The organism is Nostoc sp. 'Peltigera membranacea cyanobiont' 210A (assembly GCF_002246015.1).
Lineage (GTDB): Bacteria > Cyanobacteriota > Cyanobacteriia > Cyanobacteriales > Nostocaceae > Nostoc.
The window spans coordinates 1-19,517 of record NZ_NOLJ01000003.1 but is presented as its reverse complement, the minus strand read 5'-3'; the positions used below and the strand labels follow the sequence as shown (position 1 = coordinate 19,517).

General features: G+C 46.1%; 13 protein-coding genes and 1 pseudogene. 4 read left to right on the top strand and 10 right to left on the bottom strand.

Translation table 11 applies throughout. The annotated features are described in order from the left end of the window. Positions 1 to 299: 299 nt before the first annotated feature. Complete coding sequence (locus tag CDG76_RS09355; RefSeq protein ID WP_094348778.1) at positions 300 to 782, bottom strand: DUF4168 domain-containing protein; 483 nt, start codon at positions 780 to 782, stop codon at positions 300 to 302. A gap of 109 nt (positions 783 to 891) precedes the next feature. Further along, on the bottom strand, positions 892 to 1,881 hold the full coding sequence (gene holA / locus CDG76_RS09350) for a DNA polymerase III subunit delta (RefSeq protein ID WP_094348779.1): 990 nt from the start codon (positions 1,879 to 1,881) through the stop codon (positions 892 to 894). Between the two features lie 248 nt (positions 1,882 to 2,129). Between holA (CDG76_RS09350) and holA (CDG76_RS09345) the strand changes: the two genes are divergently transcribed. Beyond that, the gene (gene holA / locus CDG76_RS09345; RefSeq protein ID WP_094348779.1) at positions 2,130 to 3,119 is read left to right on the top strand and encodes a DNA polymerase III subunit delta; all 990 of its coding nucleotides are present in this window, start codon (positions 2,130 to 2,132) and stop codon (positions 3,117 to 3,119) included. Positions 3,120 to 3,228: 109 nt separating this feature from the next. After that, positions 3,229 to 3,711 (top strand): DUF4168 domain-containing protein, encoded by a 483-nt coding sequence (locus CDG76_RS09340; RefSeq protein WP_094348778.1) that lies wholly within the window; start codon positions 3,229 to 3,231, stop codon positions 3,709 to 3,711. A 635-nt stretch (positions 3,712 to 4,346) separates the two neighbouring features. Here CDG76_RS09340 and CDG76_RS37195 read toward each other — a convergent pair. After that, positions 4,347 to 8,024, bottom strand: a complete 3,678-nt coding sequence (locus CDG76_RS37195; protein WP_094348777.1) for a sensor histidine kinase — start codon at positions 8,022 to 8,024, stop codon at positions 4,347 to 4,349. A 146-nt stretch (positions 8,025 to 8,170) separates the two neighbouring features. Here CDG76_RS37195 and CDG76_RS36000 point away from each other — a divergent pair, with 146 nt between their 5' ends. Then, positions 8,171 to 8,458 (top strand): hypothetical protein, encoded by a 288-nt coding sequence (locus tag CDG76_RS36000; RefSeq protein ID WP_190240805.1) that lies wholly within the window; start codon positions 8,171 to 8,173, stop codon positions 8,456 to 8,458. A 158-nt stretch (positions 8,459 to 8,616) separates the two neighbouring features. Here the strand turns inward: CDG76_RS36000 and CDG76_RS39590 are convergent. Next, positions 8,617 to 11,053: pseudogene (locus tag CDG76_RS39590) on the bottom strand (glycoside hydrolase family 31 protein). 478 nt (positions 11,054 to 11,531) lie between these two features. Between CDG76_RS39590 and rsgA the strand changes: the two are divergent. Further along, complete coding sequence (rsgA, locus tag CDG76_RS09325) at positions 11,532 to 12,491, top strand: ribosome small subunit-dependent GTPase A (RefSeq protein ID WP_223265190.1); 960 nt, start codon at positions 11,532 to 11,534, stop codon at positions 12,489 to 12,491. 444 nt (positions 12,492 to 12,935) lie between these two features. On the opposite strand, the gene CDG76_RS09320 is transcribed toward rsgA, so the two are convergent. The 6 genes from CDG76_RS09320 to CDG76_RS09295 all read right to left on the bottom strand — a co-directional run bounded on the left by CDG76_RS09320 (position 12,936) and on the right by CDG76_RS09295 (position 18,958). After that, the gene (locus CDG76_RS09320; protein WP_094348776.1) at positions 12,936 to 13,943 is read right to left on the bottom strand and encodes an aldo/keto reductase; all 1,008 of its coding nucleotides are present in this window, start codon (positions 13,941 to 13,943) and stop codon (positions 12,936 to 12,938) included. A gap of 168 nt (positions 13,944 to 14,111) precedes the next feature. Next, positions 14,112 to 14,948 (bottom strand): SDR family NAD(P)-dependent oxidoreductase, encoded by an 837-nt coding sequence (locus tag CDG76_RS09315; RefSeq protein ID WP_094348775.1) that lies wholly within the window; start codon positions 14,946 to 14,948, stop codon positions 14,112 to 14,114. A 140-nt stretch (positions 14,949 to 15,088) separates the two neighbouring features. Then, on the bottom strand, positions 15,089 to 15,502 hold the full coding sequence (locus CDG76_RS09310) for an aldo/keto reductase (protein WP_094348774.1): 414 nt from the start codon (positions 15,500 to 15,502) through the stop codon (positions 15,089 to 15,091). A gap of 196 nt (positions 15,503 to 15,698) precedes the next feature. Then, complete coding sequence (locus CDG76_RS09305; RefSeq protein WP_223265189.1) at positions 15,699 to 15,911, bottom strand: aldo/keto reductase; 213 nt, start codon at positions 15,909 to 15,911, stop codon at positions 15,699 to 15,701. A gap of 298 nt (positions 15,912 to 16,209) precedes the next feature. Continuing rightward, positions 16,210 to 17,259 carry an NAD(P)-dependent alcohol dehydrogenase gene (locus CDG76_RS09300; protein WP_094348773.1) on the bottom strand — a complete coding sequence of 350 codons (1,050 nt, stop codon included), beginning with the start codon at positions 17,257 to 17,259 and terminating at the stop codon, positions 16,210 to 16,212. A gap of 67 nt (positions 17,260 to 17,326) precedes the next feature. Further along, complete coding sequence (locus tag CDG76_RS09295; protein ID WP_094349380.1) at positions 17,327 to 18,958, bottom strand: group II intron reverse transcriptase/maturase; 1,632 nt, start codon at positions 18,956 to 18,958, stop codon at positions 17,327 to 17,329. Positions 18,959 to 19,517: the final 559 nt, after the last annotated feature.

The window sequence follows — 19,517 nt, the reverse complement described above, 5'->3', positions numbered from 1 at the left end:
GCGTTTCACTCCACCCAACCTACATAAATATATCTTTTAAAAAACTCTAGGTTTCAACATAGATGAGGTTTAGCAGTCCTAAATCATTTGTGAAAATTATATATCTCTTTCTTCCCTTTACGTCCTTCTCTAGGAGACACTACGCATTAACATAGTGTCTCCTACAGAAAGCGGTTCGTTGCCTTATCTATATTTTTCATGAATCAAATAGGACTGCGATAATGTCCGAATAATTAGTATGATTCCCATAGCAGTTAACCACTTACTTACTACGTGCTGGGATTTAAGTAGCCTTCTACTTACCGAGACTCAGGAGGTTGTTGCAGGCGTAATAGCGTATTGTAAACCTGCTTTTTTAAGATAGTATTATTTTGTAGTTCTATAGTAATTTTGTTGAACTGTTCAAATTTCAAACCATTATCTTCGACAATTTTTTGAGCGTGGTTACAGTAGTTCACTGCGATATCTTGAGCCTTCTTTGGAAGACCATTTATGCTATTAGAATCGTTGCAAACAATCTGGGGGATTTCTCCATTGCCAATCAGTTTTTTAATTTCTTCAAAAGCATTTTGACGGGCTGGCTCCATTGCTAGCACGGCTTGAGCATAACTGTCAATTTCAGTATTGTTAACTATTGGTGCTGGAGTTTGAGCCTCAGCTTTAGAACTCAATGAAAAACCGTTAGAAATCACACTCACAGTAGCGATCGCGCCAAAAAATAACGATCGCGAGAGGGTTCGCTTTCGGCTAGTTCGAGAAAATAAATCGAAAATTTTCTTCATATAGTGTGTGACACGAAACTACATCAGGGATATTATAAGAACTTTGAATTATTTTCAGAGTTGGAAGTTCCAGGAACCGATCAATAGATCGAGCTTTTATATTTGATTGTCAATTCCCTCGGCATACTTGACAAAGTTCGATTACTTTTGTCTGGAGTGTTGACATTTCTGATGCTCCTTGCTTAAGGCTAACCTCTAATTCCAGCAGTAGGGGTAAGCAAAAGATTAACTGTTGCACAGAAAGCAGCTTGATTTCTTGCTGTAAGAAGTAAATCCGTTTGGGATTACCGATATCAGCGGCTTTAGCTATCGCTTGTTGATTCCGTTCCCCACTTTCTATCATAATCTTTACCCACAGCCAGGTGCGAAATTGTCCAATCAGTGTGGCAACTATCCGTAATCCCGGCTCGGAAGCATTGTTCAAATCTGCCAGTGTTGTCAAAGCTTTAGCTGTATCTCCTGTTCTGATTGCTGCTGCTAATTGTAAGCTATTTTGAGTAGTATTTCTTACTAGCTTCGTAACAGTATCTGTGTCTAAAGGCTTATTGCTATCTTGGACATATAGCCGTAATTTCTCTAACTCATTGTAAAGAAGCCGTGTATCATTCCCTACCGCTTCTGCCAACAGATGGGAAGTATTGGCAGTCAGTTTCACGCCCACAGTCTGGGCTGCTTGATTAACAGATTGCACCAGTAATTCTGTTTTCCAAGGGGGGATGAGGGGAAATTCTCGGAATTCAGTCGCAAACTGTTTTAACAATTTCGTGGATTTGAGGCGTTCATCTGGCTTATTGCGGCTAGTGAGCAATAAAAATGAGTTTTCGGGAATCACAGGTAGCGATCGCCCCAATTCTGCCAACACATTCTCTGGACAGTGCTGACACAGAGTAGTGTTGATCAGCCATACCAAGCGCCCACCAGCGCCAAAAGTAGGCGTCATCACCTGATTTAACCCCTGGATAGTAGCATCAGCTTGATCTGGTGAGAATGCAGTGTAATTAAAACTTGTCCATTGGGGATCGAGAACGCGATCGCGCAAAAGTGCGATCGCCTTTTCCATCGCAAAATCATCTTCACCCCAGTAAACATAGATTGGCATAGATAAACCTCTTAGTAGATGGGCCATTAGGAGTGCTGAGTGCTGTTAGCGGTAGCGGGGCGTTTAGCCCGTGCTAAGTTAGGAGTTAGGAGTTAAGAGTTTTGTTTACCCCCTTGTCCCCTTGCAAGGGGACAAGGGGGTAAACAAAACTCTTAACTCCTAACTCCTAACTTAGCACGGGCTAAACGCCCCGCTACCGCTAACAGCACTCAGCACTCCTAATGGCCCATCTACTAAGAGGTTTATCTATGCCAATCTATGTTTACTGGGGTGAAGATGATTTTGCGATGGAAAAGGCGATCGCACTTTTGCGCGATCGCGTTCTCGATCCCCAATGGACAAGTTTTAATTACACTGCATTCTCACCAGATCAAGCTGATGCTACTATCCAGGGGTTAAATCAGGTGATGACGCCTACTTTTGGCGCTGGTGGGCGCTTGGTATGGCTGATCAACACTACTCTGTGTCAGCACTGTCCAGAGAATGTGTTGGCAGAATTGGGGCGATCGCTACCTGTGATTCCCGAAAACTCATTTTTATTGCTCACTAGCCGCAATAAGCCAGATGAACGCCTCAAATCCACGAAATTGTTAAAACAGTTTGCGACTGAATTCCGAGAATTTCCCCTCATCCCCCCTTGGAAAACAGAATTACTGGTGCAATCTGTTAATCAAGCAGCCCAGACTGTGGGCGTGAAACTGACTGCCAATACTTCCCATCTGTTGGCAGAAGCGGTAGGGAATGATACACGGCTTCTTTACAATGAGTTAGAGAAATTACGGCTATATGTCCAAGATAGCAATAAGCCTTTAGACACAGATACTGTTACGAAGCTAGTAAGAAATACTACTCAAAATAGCTTACAATTAGCAGCAGCAATCAGAACAGGAGATACAGCTAAAGCTTTGACAACACTGGCAGATTTGAACAATGCTTCCGAGCCGGGATTACGGATAGTTGCCACACTGATTGGACAATTTCGCACCTGGCTGTGGGTAAAGATTATGATAGAAAGTGGGGAACGGAATCAACAAGCGATAGCTAAAGCCGCTGATATCGGTAATCCCAAACGGATTTACTTCTTACAGCAAGAAATCAAGCTGCTTTCTGTGCAACAGTTAATCTTTTGCTTACCCCTACTGCTGGAATTAGAGGTTAGCCTTAAGCAAGGAGCATCAGAAATGTCAACACTCCAGACAAAAGTAATCGAACTTTGTCAAGTATGCCGAGGGAATTGACAATCAAATATAAAAGCTCGATCTATTGATCGGTTCCTGGAACTTCCAACTCTGAAAATAATTCAAAGTTCTTATAATATCCCTGATGTAGTTTCGTGTCACACACTATATGAAGAAAATTTTCGATTTATTTTCTCGAACTAGCCGAAAGCGAACCCTCTCGCGATCGTTATTTTTTGGCGCGATCGCTACTGTGAGTGTGATTTCTAACGGTTTTTCATTGAGTTCTAAAGCTGAGGCTCAAACTCCAGCACCAATAGTTAACAATACTGAAATTGACAGTTATGCTCAAGCCGTGCTAGCAATGGAGCCAGCCCGTCAAAATGCTTTTGAAGAAATTAAAAAACTGATTGGCAATGGAGAAATCCCCCAGATTGTTTGCAACGATTCTAATAGCATAAATGGTCTTCCAAAGAAGGCTCAAGATATCGCAGTGAACTACTGTAACCACGCTCAAAAAATTGTCGAAGATAATGGTTTGAAATTTGAACAGTTCAACAAAATTACTATAGAACTACAAAATAATACTATCTTAAAAAAGCAGGTTTACAATACGCTATTACGCCTGCAACAACCTCCTGAGTCTCGGTAAGTAGAAGGCTACTTAAATCCCAGCACGTAGTAAGTAAGTGGTTAACTGCTATGGGAATCATACTAATTATTCGGACATTATCGCAGTCCTATTTGATTCATGAAAAATATAGATAAGGCAACGAACCGCTTTCTGTAGGAGACACTATGTTAATGCGTAGTGTCTCCTAGAGAAGGACGTAAAGGGAAGAAAGAGATATATAATTTTCACAAATGATTTAGGACTGCTAAACCTCATCTATGTTGAAACCTAGAGTTTTTTAAAAGATATATTTATGTAGGTTGGGTGGAGTGAAACGCAACCCAACATTACCACCTGATTTATGTTGGGTTACGCTATCGCTGCACCCAACCTACAAAACTAAGCACGTAGTAAGTAAGTGGTTAACTACTATGGGAATCATACTAATTATTCGGACAGCTACATATAAAAAATTTTGAGATTAGAAAAAAAGCTCGTGAGACATAGGGGAGAATTTAATTCATATTCCCCAATGCCCCATTTCTAACTCCGTCCTAATACTGTTCGGTTAAGGCAAGAGACGCGATGAATCGCCGTCTCTACAATAATGGGTCTTTCGTAGTAGCATCACCTGTCAACGTTGCGGCTGGAATTCCCTCTTGTTCTCGCATCGACTAAACAGAGGGGGGTGGGGGCAGAGGGGCAAAAGAGCTGAGGTGGGCATTCTTCAGTAGTGGTAGTTTCACGGTAAACGTCGCTCCTTGTTCTTTGCCTGGGCTATCTACGTACACAGTACCACCATGTAATTCTACTAAATGACGGACGATCGCTAATCCTAGTCCTAATCCACCATAGATTCTAGTATTAGAACTATCAGCTTGACGAAAGCGATCAAAAACGTAAGGAAGAAAATTAGGGCTGATACCAATGCCTGTATCAATCACCTGAATTTGGGCATATTTATCCGTTGTCTGTGGTTTTTCTTGTCCACTAACCACTGACAATTGCAACTCTACCCTTCCGCCAACGGGTGTAAATTTGATGGCGTTGGATAGCAGATTCCAAATGATTTGTTGCAAGCGCTCGAAATCCCCGGAAACTAAATATTGAGAATTTTCACCCAGCTTGCTGTCCTCTGAATGTTGATTGGTTTGGGATTGTGCTGCTGAAAATTCGAGATTTTCGTGATTAACTCCTAATTCCCAATCTGAATTTCGCATTTCTTTTGAGGGAATCAGGGAAAATCTCAAATCGATTTCCTTGGATTGGGCGGCTAAACTAACAGTCTTGATGGCTGACTCAATTATGGGAACTAAATTACAAGTACGGACATCGAGGTGTAACTTGCCTCTAACCATCCGCGATATATCTAGCAGGTCTTCAATCAGCTGGGTTTGCGCTTTGGCGTTGCGCTCAATTGTCTCCGTCGCCCTAGCCATTTGGGTATCACTGAGCTTGCTTCGTTGCAGTAATTGTGCCCAGCCAAGGATGGCATTGAGGGGCGATCGCAATTCGTGGGATAATATCCCTAGAAACTCATCCTTCATCCGGTTGGCTTCTTGCAACTGCTCAGTTTGTTGTTGCAAAGAAGCAATTAAACTAGCCCGTTCCATTGCGATCGCTATTTGGTCACACACTGCTTGCATCATCCCTTTTTGGTTGTCGGTGAAGCTCAACAGAGTGCGGCTGCCAAAAGAAAGAGTACCCAATAGCCGTCCTTGGGCGATCAATGGATATGCATAATAAGCAGTAATACCTAAAGAACGAATCAATTCTGTTTTCGGGTCAATTGATTGCTGCACATTCTCTAGAACGGTTGCACAACGTTCCTGGGCTACAGTCCCACAAACTGTTTCACCAAATCCCAAAGACTGGATTTGGTTTGCCAGTTCTGGGGAAATGCCACTGTAAGACTCTAGCCGCATTAGCTGAGAGTTATCCACAACCAAATAGTTAAAATAAACTTCTATTCCAATTTGATCTCTTAGTTTTTGGTAGACGCTATCGATTAGTACTACTGGTTGCTGACTCGATAATAAATCGTTGGCAGTGTCAAATAGTAGCTTGAGCCTTTTGTAACTTAACGAGAGGGCTTTTTGTGCCTTCTTGAGGTTGCTGATTTCTTGGAACACCAAGATACAGGTAGCCGGATGACCGTGCATTGCTGGCAAGGTATCAGCAAATACTAGTAGAGAGCGCACACCAGCGGGAGTATGCCAGTCCACCTCCAATGCATTCAGGCGTTCGCCACGGGCAACCCGCACACCTGGCATAAGTTCATTGGGGATGCGATCGCCAGCGGCATTCGTGTAGTGGTAAACTGTATGATACTCTGCGGCTGGTACACCTTTAGGAAATTCGCCCCCAGCTAATTCGTCAGCAGAGCGATTGGCAAAAGTTACCCGCGCCGTTCCTGGTTCGATAAACAGCAACGGTCTTGGCATCAGATTTAACACATCCTCTAGCCATTTTTGCTGATTTAAAAGTACTTCCTCTGCCTGTTTGCGCTCCGTAATATCTAAAAATGCACCAACGCTTCCTCTGGTTTTACCCTCTTCGTCAAACAGGGGTGCAACGTACTCTAACAGGTTGACGATTTTGCCATTTTCATGAACTATATCAACTTCAAAATCCAGAACTTCGACACCATGAGCAGCAGAGTACTGCATTGGGAGTTCCTCTGTTGAAAGTTCCCTTCCCTCGCGGTAGATTTTAAAGCTGGTTGGTCTTTCATTCAAGGGAGCGGTAAGGGAAGCATTTGTATCTGACGATATCCCCAACTGCTTGGCAAAAGAAGGGTTGACCTTAATATTTTGGCATTCTGGATCTTCGGCAATGCCAATTCCAATAGGAATTACCTCTAACAAAGTTTGTAATTCAGTAATGCGGCGCTGTAGATCCCTGTTTAGTTGTAATATTTGTTCCTTGGCCTGTTTTTGCTCGCTGATGTCGCGAGTCACCGTTGCTAAGGCAATTGGCTGACCTGTGTTTTTATCTGTAACGGTGAAGATGTTGTAATCAACTGGTATCGGTTGACCTGTTTGGAGATGCTGGAAGCAGAATTCTCCCTGCCAGCGCCCTTCTGATAGCACAGTCGGCAGTATATATTTTTGGAAATAGGCTTTGTCTTTGGGCATGAAGTGATCTAATACTGCTTTTTGCCTGACTTCATCAAGGCTGGCAAGACCTACAAGCTTTTGACCTGCATCATTTATGTAGAGTAATTGACCTTCAAGGGTGGCGATGCCGATAAAATCAGAGCTATTTTCTACTACCGACACTAATTTTTGTTGCTCTGCCTCTGCTTGCTTGCGTTCGCTTAAGTCGAGGATAAACGCCACTGACTCTTCCCGATTTTCTCCTAGCAGCACGTAACCAACTAAAACCGGGATGCGGCTACCATCTTTGCGAATATATTCTTTCTCGTAGGGCGTACAAGTAGCGTTGGTATTTCCTTGGGCTTCAGCAACACCTCGCTCATCCAAGTATAGATAATCTGGTGGTGTGATATTGCTCCAACTTAACTTACCTGCTAACAAATCCTCCCGCGTGTAACCAATCATCCTCAAGAATTCGTCGTTTGCCTGCTGGATACCGCCATACACATCGCCAAACAGAATGCCGATGACGTTAGAATCTACAAAACTCCCTAATTTAGCTTCGTGGGTTCTCAGTGCTTCTTGGGCAAGGTCGCGTTGATAGCTGAGGCGTTCAATAACCCTGGCACTTTGCCAAATCAAAATAGTAAAAATTACAATCAGAACGATCGCAAACACCGATACTGCAAATGCCGGATCGTATTGTCCTGCCCGTTGCCCTTCAACAATTACCCACCCTAATATAAAAGGTACTGCGATCGCAGCAACTAGTAAACGACGTGCAAGTAAGCCGCCGTAACTATCACTTGTAACTACCCTCATTAACCCATGTTCTGCCCGCGCCCACAGAATACCCATACTTAGTAAGAGGAACAACACCGCTGTATGTAACGCCATTGATGTTGTATAAGGGGCGAGTCCGTAGAGAACTTTCACTTGGTAGGCATAGCCCATCAGCGCCTGAAAGGAAATTAAAGTAGCAATCAGAGCGATAATCTGGGCATACCAATAACTGCGGTGGGTTTTTAGATGAATTAGTATCTGTAGGGCGACACTGACCAGGATAAAGTTCAGTGCTGTGTTCGCTCCCATTCGCCCCGGATGCGATGTCGCTATACTAGTTTGCAAATCACGAAACACCAGTTCGTCAATGCCAAGATTCCAGCCAAACAGATATTGACAGAGAGTAAGCGCTGCAATTGTAGTGACAGCTATTGCACAGACCTGAGAGATTAGAAGAGTAAGTACGGGCAAGGAGGCTGTGGAACTATGCGGGTAATTTTGAATTGTTCTTTCCCCTCTGCCCCCACCCCCCTCTGTTTAGTCGATGCGAGAACAAGAGGGAATTCCAGCCGCAACGTTGACNGAATCTTGGCATTGACGAACTGGTGTTTCGTGATTTGCAAACTAGTATAGCGACATCGCATCCGGGGCGAATGGGAGCGAACACACCACACAACACAAAACATAACGCCGTGTTGACTTTCATCGTGGCAGGACTACCAGGGAAGCCGCGCTTGAGAACTTCAATACCAAGACACCAGCCAACTAATACCAAACTACCAACAAAAACAGCGATCGCACTTGCGACTCTTGCCACAAGTGCATTTGTAGAAATTTTAAATCTATCTTGCAGCCGCAAGCGGTTAATATTTAACATTGAGTGTTCTCTAACCGCATCTATCTAGCGTAGTAAACTTACGTATTTCTCACGATCTAATCATTGATGCTCTTTGTATTTTAGGTTACACTTTGGCTGATTTTTCATCTACCTCTATGCATATTTTTTCTTGCATAATTTAAAGTAGGAAATAATGGTGGCTCAAAAACCACCTTTACGAGTATTTCAGAATTGTAGGCTATGTCGCTTACCATCATCTTGAAACCGTTGCTCTCCAACACCTACAAGTTCTACAATCACTTCTCGCAGTGGAGGTGTCCACTCTCCAACTCTTGCTGCAATTTCCACTACTGTTTGGCTTGCCTGAGTAAATACACAGATGTTGGTTAGTGAGAAGTTATTATCTTGATACTTGCTTGTCTGTCCATCATCTTCAAATAACTGATATTCGTTGTTACCAGGCCAAACTCGTAACCGAATCTGGTCGAGTGGGGCTTCATCAACATATTGGCTAACAGGTTGCATAGGAACGATCGCACCGCTACGAACATACAGTGGCATTGTTTCTAGTGGTGCATGAGCAAGAATGTGAATTGGGCCTTCATAGCGATCGCCACTCCACCAATCATACCAAGTGCCAGCGGGTAAGTAGACAGCTCGATGCTCAACTCCAGGGCGGTAAATTGGTGCAGCCATCAGCGATGCACCTAGCAATACTTGATCGTAAAGGCTATAGGTTTTCGGATCGTTAGGGAAGTGGTACAATAATGGTCTTAAAATCGGTGCGCCCGTCGTTGCTGCTTCCCAGAAAAGACTATAAATATAGGGAAGTAATTGGTAACGTAGATTAATGTATTCTCGACAGATATTTTCAACGCGATCGCCAAATACCCAAGGTTCATGACGAGCAGTAGACATTGCCGAGTGACCGCGCATCAAGGGGTAAAGCATCCCTACCTGCATCCACCGAGCGAATAATTCAGCAGTGGCGTTACCAGCAAACCCGCCAATATCGCAACCCACAAACCCCACACCCGAAAGTCCCATGTTACAAAGCATCGGCAGAGACATTTCTAAATGCTCCCACAACGATTGGTTATCCCCCATCCACACAGAAGACCAGCGTTGCACACCAGCATAACCCGATCGCGTTAACACAAAAGATCGCTGTGAACTTCGATGCCGTTGCAACCCTTCATAGCAAGCTTTAGCCATCATCAACCCATACAAGTTATGCACTTCTATATGAGTCACATCAATTTTAGATTTTAGATTTGGGACTTCGACTTCGCTCAGTCGAACGATTTTGGATTGAAAGTTCTCCTCCTCTCCCCCATCTCCCCCATCTCCNTCCCCCTGCCTCCTCACTCCCCTGCGGCGCATCTAGAGGAAACCAAATCTTTTCACCATCATCTCCGAAAGGGCGATCGTTTATGGCAGGTTCATTCATATCATTCCAAATTCCTGCCACACCAATATCAGTTAGGCTTTTGTGTAAATCAGCCCACCAGTTACTCACATCAGGACGTAAAAAATCAGGAAAAACAGCTTTCTCAGGCCAAACATAGCCGTGGAACAAAGTACCATCAACTTTACGCACAAAATAGTCGTTTTCTATTCCTTGGTCAAAAACGTGATAATTACCTTCTGGTTCATACTTCACACCAGGATCGATAATTGTGACTGTTTTGAAACCATCCTCTGCTAAATCACTAATGAGTTTTGCCGCATTGGGGAAACGTTGAGGACTCCAAGTAAACACTCGATAGCCCCGCATATAATCAATATCCAAGTGAATAACATCGCAGGGAATGCGGCGCTGACGAAATTCCTTTGCTAGTTCCCGCACAACGTTTTCTGATTCGTAACTCCAACGGCATTGATGATAACCCAGCGCCCATTTCGGCGGTAATGGCATTCTCCCAGTTAGCTGAGTGTAAGTCTCCAGGATTTGGGCAGGTTCGGGGCCGTAGATAATGTAATAATCCAATTCACCGCCACGAGTTTCCATCTTCCAAATACCTGGTTGTTCAGCACCAATATCGAACTGACTCCAAAAAGTGGTGTTGAAAAAGATGCCATAGCTTACCTGTGGACGCAAAGCCATAAAAAATGGAATTGCCTGGTACATTTCATCAGTGAGTGAATCATAATCTAGAGCATCCGTTGTCCAGTTGGTTTTCACTTCGCTGAGTTTATCCAGAAAGCCTGTGCGTTCACCAAAGCCATAGAAATGTTCATCGGCTGCAATTTCCTTCCACCCTGCAACTGCGCCCATCCGCCAACCTATCCCCATCTCTGCATCTTGAGCAAAGGGACGATTAGCTTTGTCAAAACAGGCGATGCGACATTTTTCCCGCTGAACGCACACACGAATCTGTTCTGTTTCAATTTCGACCGTTGCTTCAGTTTCCCTCACTGTAAAAGGTGTTATTGCCCATTCTGCATCATCCAACGTCACTGCCCAAGAGCGGCGAGGCATAAATTCCCCAGTTGGTGCGAAACGCACGCGGATTAAATTCGGAGTAAGTACACTGATGGTCAGACGTGAGTCGCCACAGTCAAAATTAATAATATTATTGTCCCAGGTTACAGCTTTTACATTGCTGACAGTCGTCCAAGCTTGGTTTGTTGTGGGTAGTTTTCCGAAATATTGCGGCATATCAGTTATTTAGCAGGTAAACACTTATCCGCATTCATGATTACAGAGATACTCAGCCTCAAACTCTTTCTTTCGCTAGAAGTTGGTGAAAGATGAGCAGATATTTTTTACCAAGATTATTTTTGTAATGTGCAAACTTGTGCATTGGTATTGCAAGACGCGATAAATCGTGTCTCTACATCAGGGTTCAAATCGGATAATTTAAACGAATTTTCTGGAATAGGCTAATGTAGTAATGGAGATTATTTACTGTAGTACACAAGGAGGACGAACTATGACTGAGTTGCTAGCAGTCCGGGTTACTTTGACCATCCCAACTCAAAGAACACAAGGCGCAGAGATTCTGTTCAGTCCTCTTTTCTACAGGAATGAAAACTAGAATTCACAGACATTCTGGTGCGGGGAGTTCCCCTGCATAGAAGTGTCTTCCTCTGTGGAACCTTGTGCAAAACAAGTAGCACACATCGAGGAAACATCAATGAATTTGGATTATTTAGGCTGGAGTGACTTTTTTGCTCACAGCTTTGAACCCTATCGCTTACAAGGATTTAGCGTTGGTAGGGTTGCCATTGAATACAGAAATACTTACACGCTCTATAGTGAACAAGGGGAACTTTCAGCAGAAGTTTCAGGTAAATTGCGGCATCGTGCTTCTCAACCACAAGATTTTCCCGCCGTTGGAGATTGGGTTGTGATTAGTGTCAGAGAATCTGAAGGACGAGCCACTATCAACGAGATTTTACCCAGGAAAAGCAAATTTTCTCGCAAGACGGTGGGTAGTAAAACAGAAGAACAAATTGTTGCAGCGAATATTGATACAGTCTTCTTAGTCTCAGGATTGGATGGCGATTTTAACCCAAGAAGAGTTGAGCGTTATCTGATTCTGGCTTGGGAAAGTGGTGCAAATCCGGTAATTGTGTTAAACAAAGCAGATTTGTGCAATTCTCTAGAAAAGTATTTAACCCAAGTAGAAGCAGTTGCTTTGGGTGTACCAATTGCAGTTTTAAGTGCCACCAATCATCAAGGATTGGATACCTTAAAACCTTACTTGCAACCAGGACAGACAGTTGCTTTGTTGGGGTCTTCTGGTGTTGGTAAATCCACCATCACCAACCAACTGCAAGGTGCATCTGTCCAAGTTGTGCAACCAGTGCGGCAAGGTGATGACAGAGGTAAACACACGACAACTAATCGTGAGTTGATTTTGCTCTCTACTGGCGGATTAATTATTGATACTCCAGGAATGCGGGAAATCCAAATTTGGGCAGGTGATGAAGGTTTGCAAGAAACTTTTGCAGACATCGAAACCTTGGCGCAAGAATGCTATTTCCGCAATTGTCAGCATAATAACGAACCGGGTTGTGTCGTGCAGCAGGCTTTGGCTGAGGGAGAACTTGATTATTCTAGATTTCTTAGCTACCAAAAGTTGCAAAAATAACTCAACTACCTGACCCGCAAACAAGACCAGAGAGCGCAATTAGCTGAGAAAGAAAGATGGAAGAAGATTCATAAATCCATGCGAAATCATCACAAGCGCTAGTTGCATAAGTGTCAGTACCGAATGGCACTAAGAAAAGATACAGCCCTTGCCCCAACTGGTTCCCAGCCTGGAGGTTGGGAACGAGGATACAATAAGTCTTTGGGCTTTTCTTAGTCCCATTCGTGTCAGTACCATTTGCACAAATTTTGATAGTTTTTTCTGGCTAATTTTTGTCTAAACTCCAATTAGTGAGCTACGGAATGCAACTATAGAACAATACGGTTCAGGTAAGGGCTACTGGCAACAATTTTGGGTTTTCGAGGCGCGATAAATTGCCGTCTCTACAAGTGTTTTGTTGCTCATTCTGAACTGTATTGAACTATAAAACACATTTTTTAACGCTCAACGACCGGTCATTTGCTCCAGCTTTTCAGGGTATCTAGCCCCTTGCACCGCGATCTTAGAGGCGGCATCATCGATGTCACGCAGATCGTCGGGCGTGAGTTCGACTGAGACTGCCCCGATGTTTTCGTCCAAGCGATGCAGCTTTGTGGTGCCTGGAATCGGCACAATCCAAGGCTTCTGGGCCAGCAGCCAGGCGATCGCAATCTGAGCAGGTGTCGCCTGCTTCTGTTCGGCGATGCTACCGAGCAGATTAATCAGGGCCTGATTCGCCTTCAGAGCCTCCGGCGTGAAGCGAGGCAGGGTGCTGCGGAAGTCGGAACTGTCGAAGGTTGTGCTTTCGTCCATCTTGCCAGTGAGAAAGCCCTTGCCCAGCGGGCTGTACGGGACAAAGCCGATTCCAAGTTCCTCAAGGGTCGGTATCACTTCTTTTTCAGGAGTCCTCGTCCACAGCGAGTATTCGCTCTGGAGAGCAGTGACAGGCTGAACCGCGTGCGCGCGACGAATCGTTTGCACTCCTGCTTCCGAGAGTCCAAAGTGCTTCACCTTCCCTGACTGAATCAGTTCCTTCACCGCTCCTGCCACGTCTTCGATCGGCACGTTCGGATCAACCCGGTGCTGATAGAGCAGGTCGATTGTCTCGACCTGGAGTCGCTTGAGCGAACCCTCCACGGCCTGCTTGATGCGCTCCGGCCGACTATCCAATCCTGGCGCACCCTTCATCCCACGGGGATCAGAATTAGGACTGAGGTCGAATCCGAATTTGGTGGCGATGACCACTTGCCCGCGGAAGGGAGCGAGGGCTTCGCCCACAAGCTCTTCGTTGGTGAACGGGCCGTAGACCTCGGCGGTGTCAAAGAATGTAATGCCGCGTTCGACAGCGGCCCGGAGAAGAGCGGTCATCTCCTGCGTGTCTTTGGGCGGGCCATAGGAAAAGCTCATTCCCATACAGCCCAGCCCGATAGCCGAGACTTCCAGATTACTGTTTCCAAGTTTGCGCTTTTGCATTTTTTGAACTCCTGTTCTTGAATTAAAGGTCGGAATTGTCTTGCTCTACGATTAGGTCTGGTATTGTTCGTCGCTGACCTGTTCCATTTAGTCCACGGTCTTGCCATCGAGTTCTAAATAGCGATGTGCATAGCCGTGGATTTGATGATGATGCTTTTTGTGCGATCGCTAGAATGAACCGTCTGTTGATTTCGATAGCTCTTCATGGGCGCGCGTCGCCTGCAACCGTTCCTCGACAGCCGACGCGATCGCCGCGAGGGCGTCGCTGCCGGCAACGAACAGCTTCGGCGGATTCTCCATTCCGGCGATTTTGACCAGAGCATCGCCCAACTTTGCCGGGTCACCCTGCTGTGTGCCGTTGTAGGCTGACCACGTTTCCTGGACGTTGCCCTCGGCGGCATAGTCTGCGATGGCGTTGCTGGGCCATCTGACATTCTGGTTGTCCAGAAGGTCGGTGCGGAAGAAGCCAGGTTCGACGAGCGTCATCTTGATGCCGAACCCCTCGACCTCGACCGCGACCGACAGCGAGATGCCCTCGACCGCGAACTTCGATGCGGCATAGGCGGCACAGTGCTTAAACCCGACAACGCCAGCAACGGAGCTGATGTTGATGATGTGGCCCGACCGCTGCTGACGCATAACCGGCAGCACGGCACGCATGACGTACACCACACCATAGAAGTTCGTCGCGAACTGGCGTTCGATCTCGGCTGTGGTCATCTCTTCAAAATTACCAAGCAGGCTGTAGCCCGCATTGTTAACCAAAACGTCGATACGACCGAACCGTTTCACCGCCTCCTCGACGGCTGTTTTCGCCTGTACCTCGTCGGAAACGTCCAATTGGACAAATGCAAGATTCTCGCTTGCAACGTCGCGCAAGGCATTACGCACTTTGTCAAGGTTTCTTCCGGTCGCGACTACACGATCGCCAGCCTGCAATGCCGCCTTGACGGTTCCAGTGCCAATACCGCTACCAGCGCCTGTGATCAACCAGACTTTGCTCATAATTATTTTCCTTTTACTCGAACTTAATCAAGCCCTGTATTGTTGTTCATTGCTCGTTATCATCGCCATTACTCCGTCGCCACTTCATTCAGGCATTTCACTCCTTATTTGGGTTAAAATTCTATGATTGGCGATTCTGTCTATAATCCCGTTCGCTTTTCCAACTCTTCTGGATAGCGATCGCCTGACACTGGAATTTGCGCCAATGCCGCGTCGATGCTCTTCAACTCGTCCTGCGTCAGTTCGATATCTGCTGCCGCAACGTTTTCTTCCAGGCGGCTCAGTTTGGTCGTGCCGGGAATGGGCACAATCCACGGTTTTTGCGCCAGTATCCAGGACAGGGCGATTTGCGCTGCTGTAGCTTTCTTCTGGTTTGCCACCTCTTTCAACAAATCCACCAAGAACTGGTTGGCATCGAGAGCCTCCGGCGTAAACCGGGGAACAATGCTGCGGAAGTCGGATTTGTCGAATTTTGCGTCCTTGCTGATACTGCCCGTCAGGAAGCCTTTACCCAGTTCTAGAATGTTCGCCGGATGGTTGAAGCTTCCATCCACCTCCCTACGGTGTAGCTTGAGGCATCAGAAATTAGAACGATCGCTCCGGCTTCTGAGGCAAATTAAACGGGAGCGTAGCGATCTTAGGTATTACGTTTTGCAGTACCCAGCATTTTCACGATTTCCGGATCGCGATGGTCGAAGAAGCTGCTAACCTTCGTGTCTATCGAGATAATCGCATTTATATCTTCAGGGCTTAACTCAAAATCGAAAATGTTGAAGTTCTGCTTTCAATTGCTTTGCCGACCGCTTCTTCGTTTTCATAAGCAGCGGCAGTATCAATCAAACGATAGCCAGCACCTATTGCTTTATACACGCTTCTTTCACACTCTTCGGTATCAGTTATCTGGTAGACACCGAACCCTAAAATGGGCATCTTGACACCGTTATTCAATACAACCGTTTGCATCGTTTCCCTCCAAGTTGTGCTTTTTTATTCATGAGCAGTAAGTAAACCTGCGATGGTTCGCGGTTGACCTTTGCCATCCGGTTGCAACAAGTCATGACGATCTGGGTCTGATTAATTGATGTGGAACTGATATTGTTCGCCGTCGATCGCTCCCGCCGTTGTCACTCGTTTTCGCTGCGATCCCTTGTCGCTGAATGCCTTCAAGCGGGTGGTATTCACGCTCACCTCCTCTGTCAGCAGTCATTGCTGTTGTCAAGTTTCCGCTTTTGCATTGGTACTCCTTTGAAATTCCGCTCGGTTATTCAGATTTTAGGGATGCCATATCGATACAGAAGCGGTACTTCACATCGGACTTGAGCAGTCGCTCATAAGCTTCGTTGACTTTCTGGATGGGAATAACTTCGACATCTGCGGTGATGTTATGTTCGCCACAAAAGTCAAGCATCTCCTGAGTTTCGGCAATGCCGCCGATGTTTGAGCCGGAGAGATTGCGCCGCCCCATAATCAGGCTGAATGCCGAGACATCCAGAGGCTTCTCAGGTGCGCCGACCAGGGTGATGTTGCCATCCACGCGGAGCAGGTTGAGATAGGTGTTGATGTCGTGCTTGGCGGAGACGGTATCGAGGATGAAATCGAAGCTGCCAGCGTGCTTTTGCATTTCGTCGGCATTGCGGGAGACCACCACTTCATCGGCACCAAGGCGAAGCGCGTCTTCCGTCTTCTCAGGCGAGGTGGTAAAGACAACGACATGAGCGCCGAAGGCACGAGCGAACTTCACGCCCATGTGTCCCAATCCCCCCAGACCGACTACGCCAACTTTCTTGCCCTCGGTAATACCCCAGTGGCGCAGGGGCGAGTAGGTAGTGATCCCAGCACACAGGAGCGGCGCAACCCCGGCGAGATCGAGGTTATCTGGAACGCGCAGAACGAAGCGTTCATCGACGACAATGCTATTGGAGTAGCCACCATAAGTCACGCCTCCCAAGTGCTTGTCTGGGGAGTTGTAGGTGAGGGTCAGGTTCGGGCAGAACTGTTCAAGGTTAGCTTTGCACTGGGGACAGGTTCCATCCGAATCAACTAGGCAGCCGACTCCTGCCAGATCGCCAGGCTTGTACTTCGTCACTGCCGAGCCAATCTGGGTGATACGTCCCACCATCTCATGACCGGGAACGATCGGGTAGACCGTGCCGCCCCACTCGTTTCGCACCATGTGGAGGTCAGAATGGCAGATACCGCAGAAGAGGATTTCGATCTGTACGTCGTGTTCGGTTGGATCGCGCCGTGCGATCTTGGTGGAGGACAGAGGTGATGTTGCACTGGCTGCGGAATAAGCTTTTGTGTTGTACATAAATTGATGCTCCAATCTGGAAGATAAGCTGGGTTGAGTCGATGGGGGATATTATTCCCCGCACCTCTCAGTTAAATCTGGGCGTGCGACTTTCACCGCACCCAGCTTCCGATGTTCTCAGCTTTGTGCTTTTGCTCATGTGTTTGTAATCGTGGCAACTCTCATGAATTGCTTCAAGATTATTTTTCTTCCAGTTGGCATGATTTCCGTCGATGTGATGTAGGTGAACCCGTTCCTCATCGATGAACTTTAAGCCGCAGGAAGCACATTTATGGTATTGCTTCTTAAGAGCAATAGAAGTTTCGCCGTCGTAGAGCTTACTATTACGTTCGCTCCAGTAGGCTGTATTTCCGTCATAGGGGGATTTTTCACCTGCCACCATGACGTGTTTGTTTTCGGAGTAGGGAACTGTTGGGAATGCCTTGTCTAGTACTTTCTTGCTAGAGTAGCGGTTTTGTTTGGTTTCCCTGTTGAATACCGTGTAAGCTCTTTTTTCAATGTGGTATAACGAGTTTCTAGACCCGTCCATCTTGCAGAACTTATGGTAATTTCTCCAACCTCTAACTACCGGGGCTAATTTCTCAGCCTTTGTGGTAGCACCATAATTCGAGTTGTTGACGATGTGTTTTACTTTCTTACGGAATGCTTTGAAGTTGTCCACTGAGGGGGTACTTTTGAACTTTCCGTTTTTCTGGACTTTGAAGTGCCAGCCGAGGAAATCAAACCCATCTGTCGCGGCGGTAACTTTGGTTTTCTTTTGGCTTACATTCATTCCGCGTTTGCGGAGGAACTCGCTGATTCTTTCAAGTATCTCTGTTGCATCATCTTCGGGTCGGAGTATAATAACCATGTCGTCCGCGTATCGGATTGATGGTTCTATGACTGCCTTGTTTGGGGTCTTGTCGTGTACCTTGTTACCTAGTTTGTAGCTGTAGTGGTACCTGTGTATACTCTCAATCCCGTTGAGTGCAATGTTTGCTAGTAATGGGCTGACCACTCCCCCTTGTGGGGTTCCTTGTTCAGGAAATTCTGGATTTACACCTGCCTTGAGGCATCGGTATATTCCGAGTTTTAAGCCTTTGGGAGCAATGAGTTCGTCCATTATTGCTGAGTGGTTAATCCTGTCGAAGCATTTTTCGATATCGAGTTCAATAACTCGTTTTTCTATTCCATTGCTGCGGGCGCTGAGGTTATTAAAGATGTGCTTTTGTGCATCATGGGCAGAGCGCCCAGTTCTAAACCCGTAGCTCCGTGCGTGGAAAGTGGCTTCATGTGCTGGTTCGAGTGCATATTTTGCTAGGCATTGCCAAGCTCTATCCGCGATGGTTGGTATTTTAAGCATTCTGGTTGTCCCGTCCTTTTTGGGGATGGGGATTTCCCTTAGTCCTTGATGTTTCCAATTTCCACTGTTCATTCTCAGTAATTCTTCAAGGTTGAAGCGTTCTTCAAATGAGAGGGATTTCTTCCCATCAATACCAGCCGTCTTTTTGCCAGCATTTAGCTGAGATACAAGTCTAATTGCAAGAAATCGAGCCGAGGTGGATTTAAGAATAAGCTTTTGGAGTGACCTAGCTTTCCGCTTGTCTCCAACTTGAACCGCTTTAAATACGCGCTTTTGAAGGCGGAAAAGGTTTCGGCGGAATTTCTTCCACGGTAGGGCTTTCCAAGATTCACTAGTTTTTACACTGTGTCTAATCATTTTCTCTTCTAGAGTTTTGTATTTTCTGAACACCTCAGACCAATTACGGTCTGTCCTACCCGAATTGTGGGGATTCCTCCGCTCGTCTGGGCTACTTGGGGTTCGACCGCCCCTAGACCCACAACTCGTTTTTATTCGTTCCCTCGGAGAGATTGATTGTTCCTTTAGATGTAGCCAATTCGACTGCTGGATTCCCTGGACTCTTGCCGTTGCTGAAAACCATGTTCGGCGGGGATGAACTCCAGCAAGGTCAGGGTTTTCTGTTGCGCCCTGCCTGTAGATAAGTCGCTTTTTTAGGCTCTGTTTCATCATGGGAACTCCCTGTTAGCGCCAGTGTCAACCCGCAACGGTCGTCTGATTGCGCCCTGTTCCCAGCTTCACTCTACAAGAACCGAGCTTGTTCGGTGTGGGCAGGTAAGGAGTCAATTCTGAGTCTGAATGGCAAGGCTTACACTTGCATCTGACCGAGAGTTCAGCCTTTAATGACAGTAATCTGCTGTCGGGCTGGCTTAGTTATGTACGGGCTGTTTACCGTGATTCTCTAAGCAACGAATCGCAC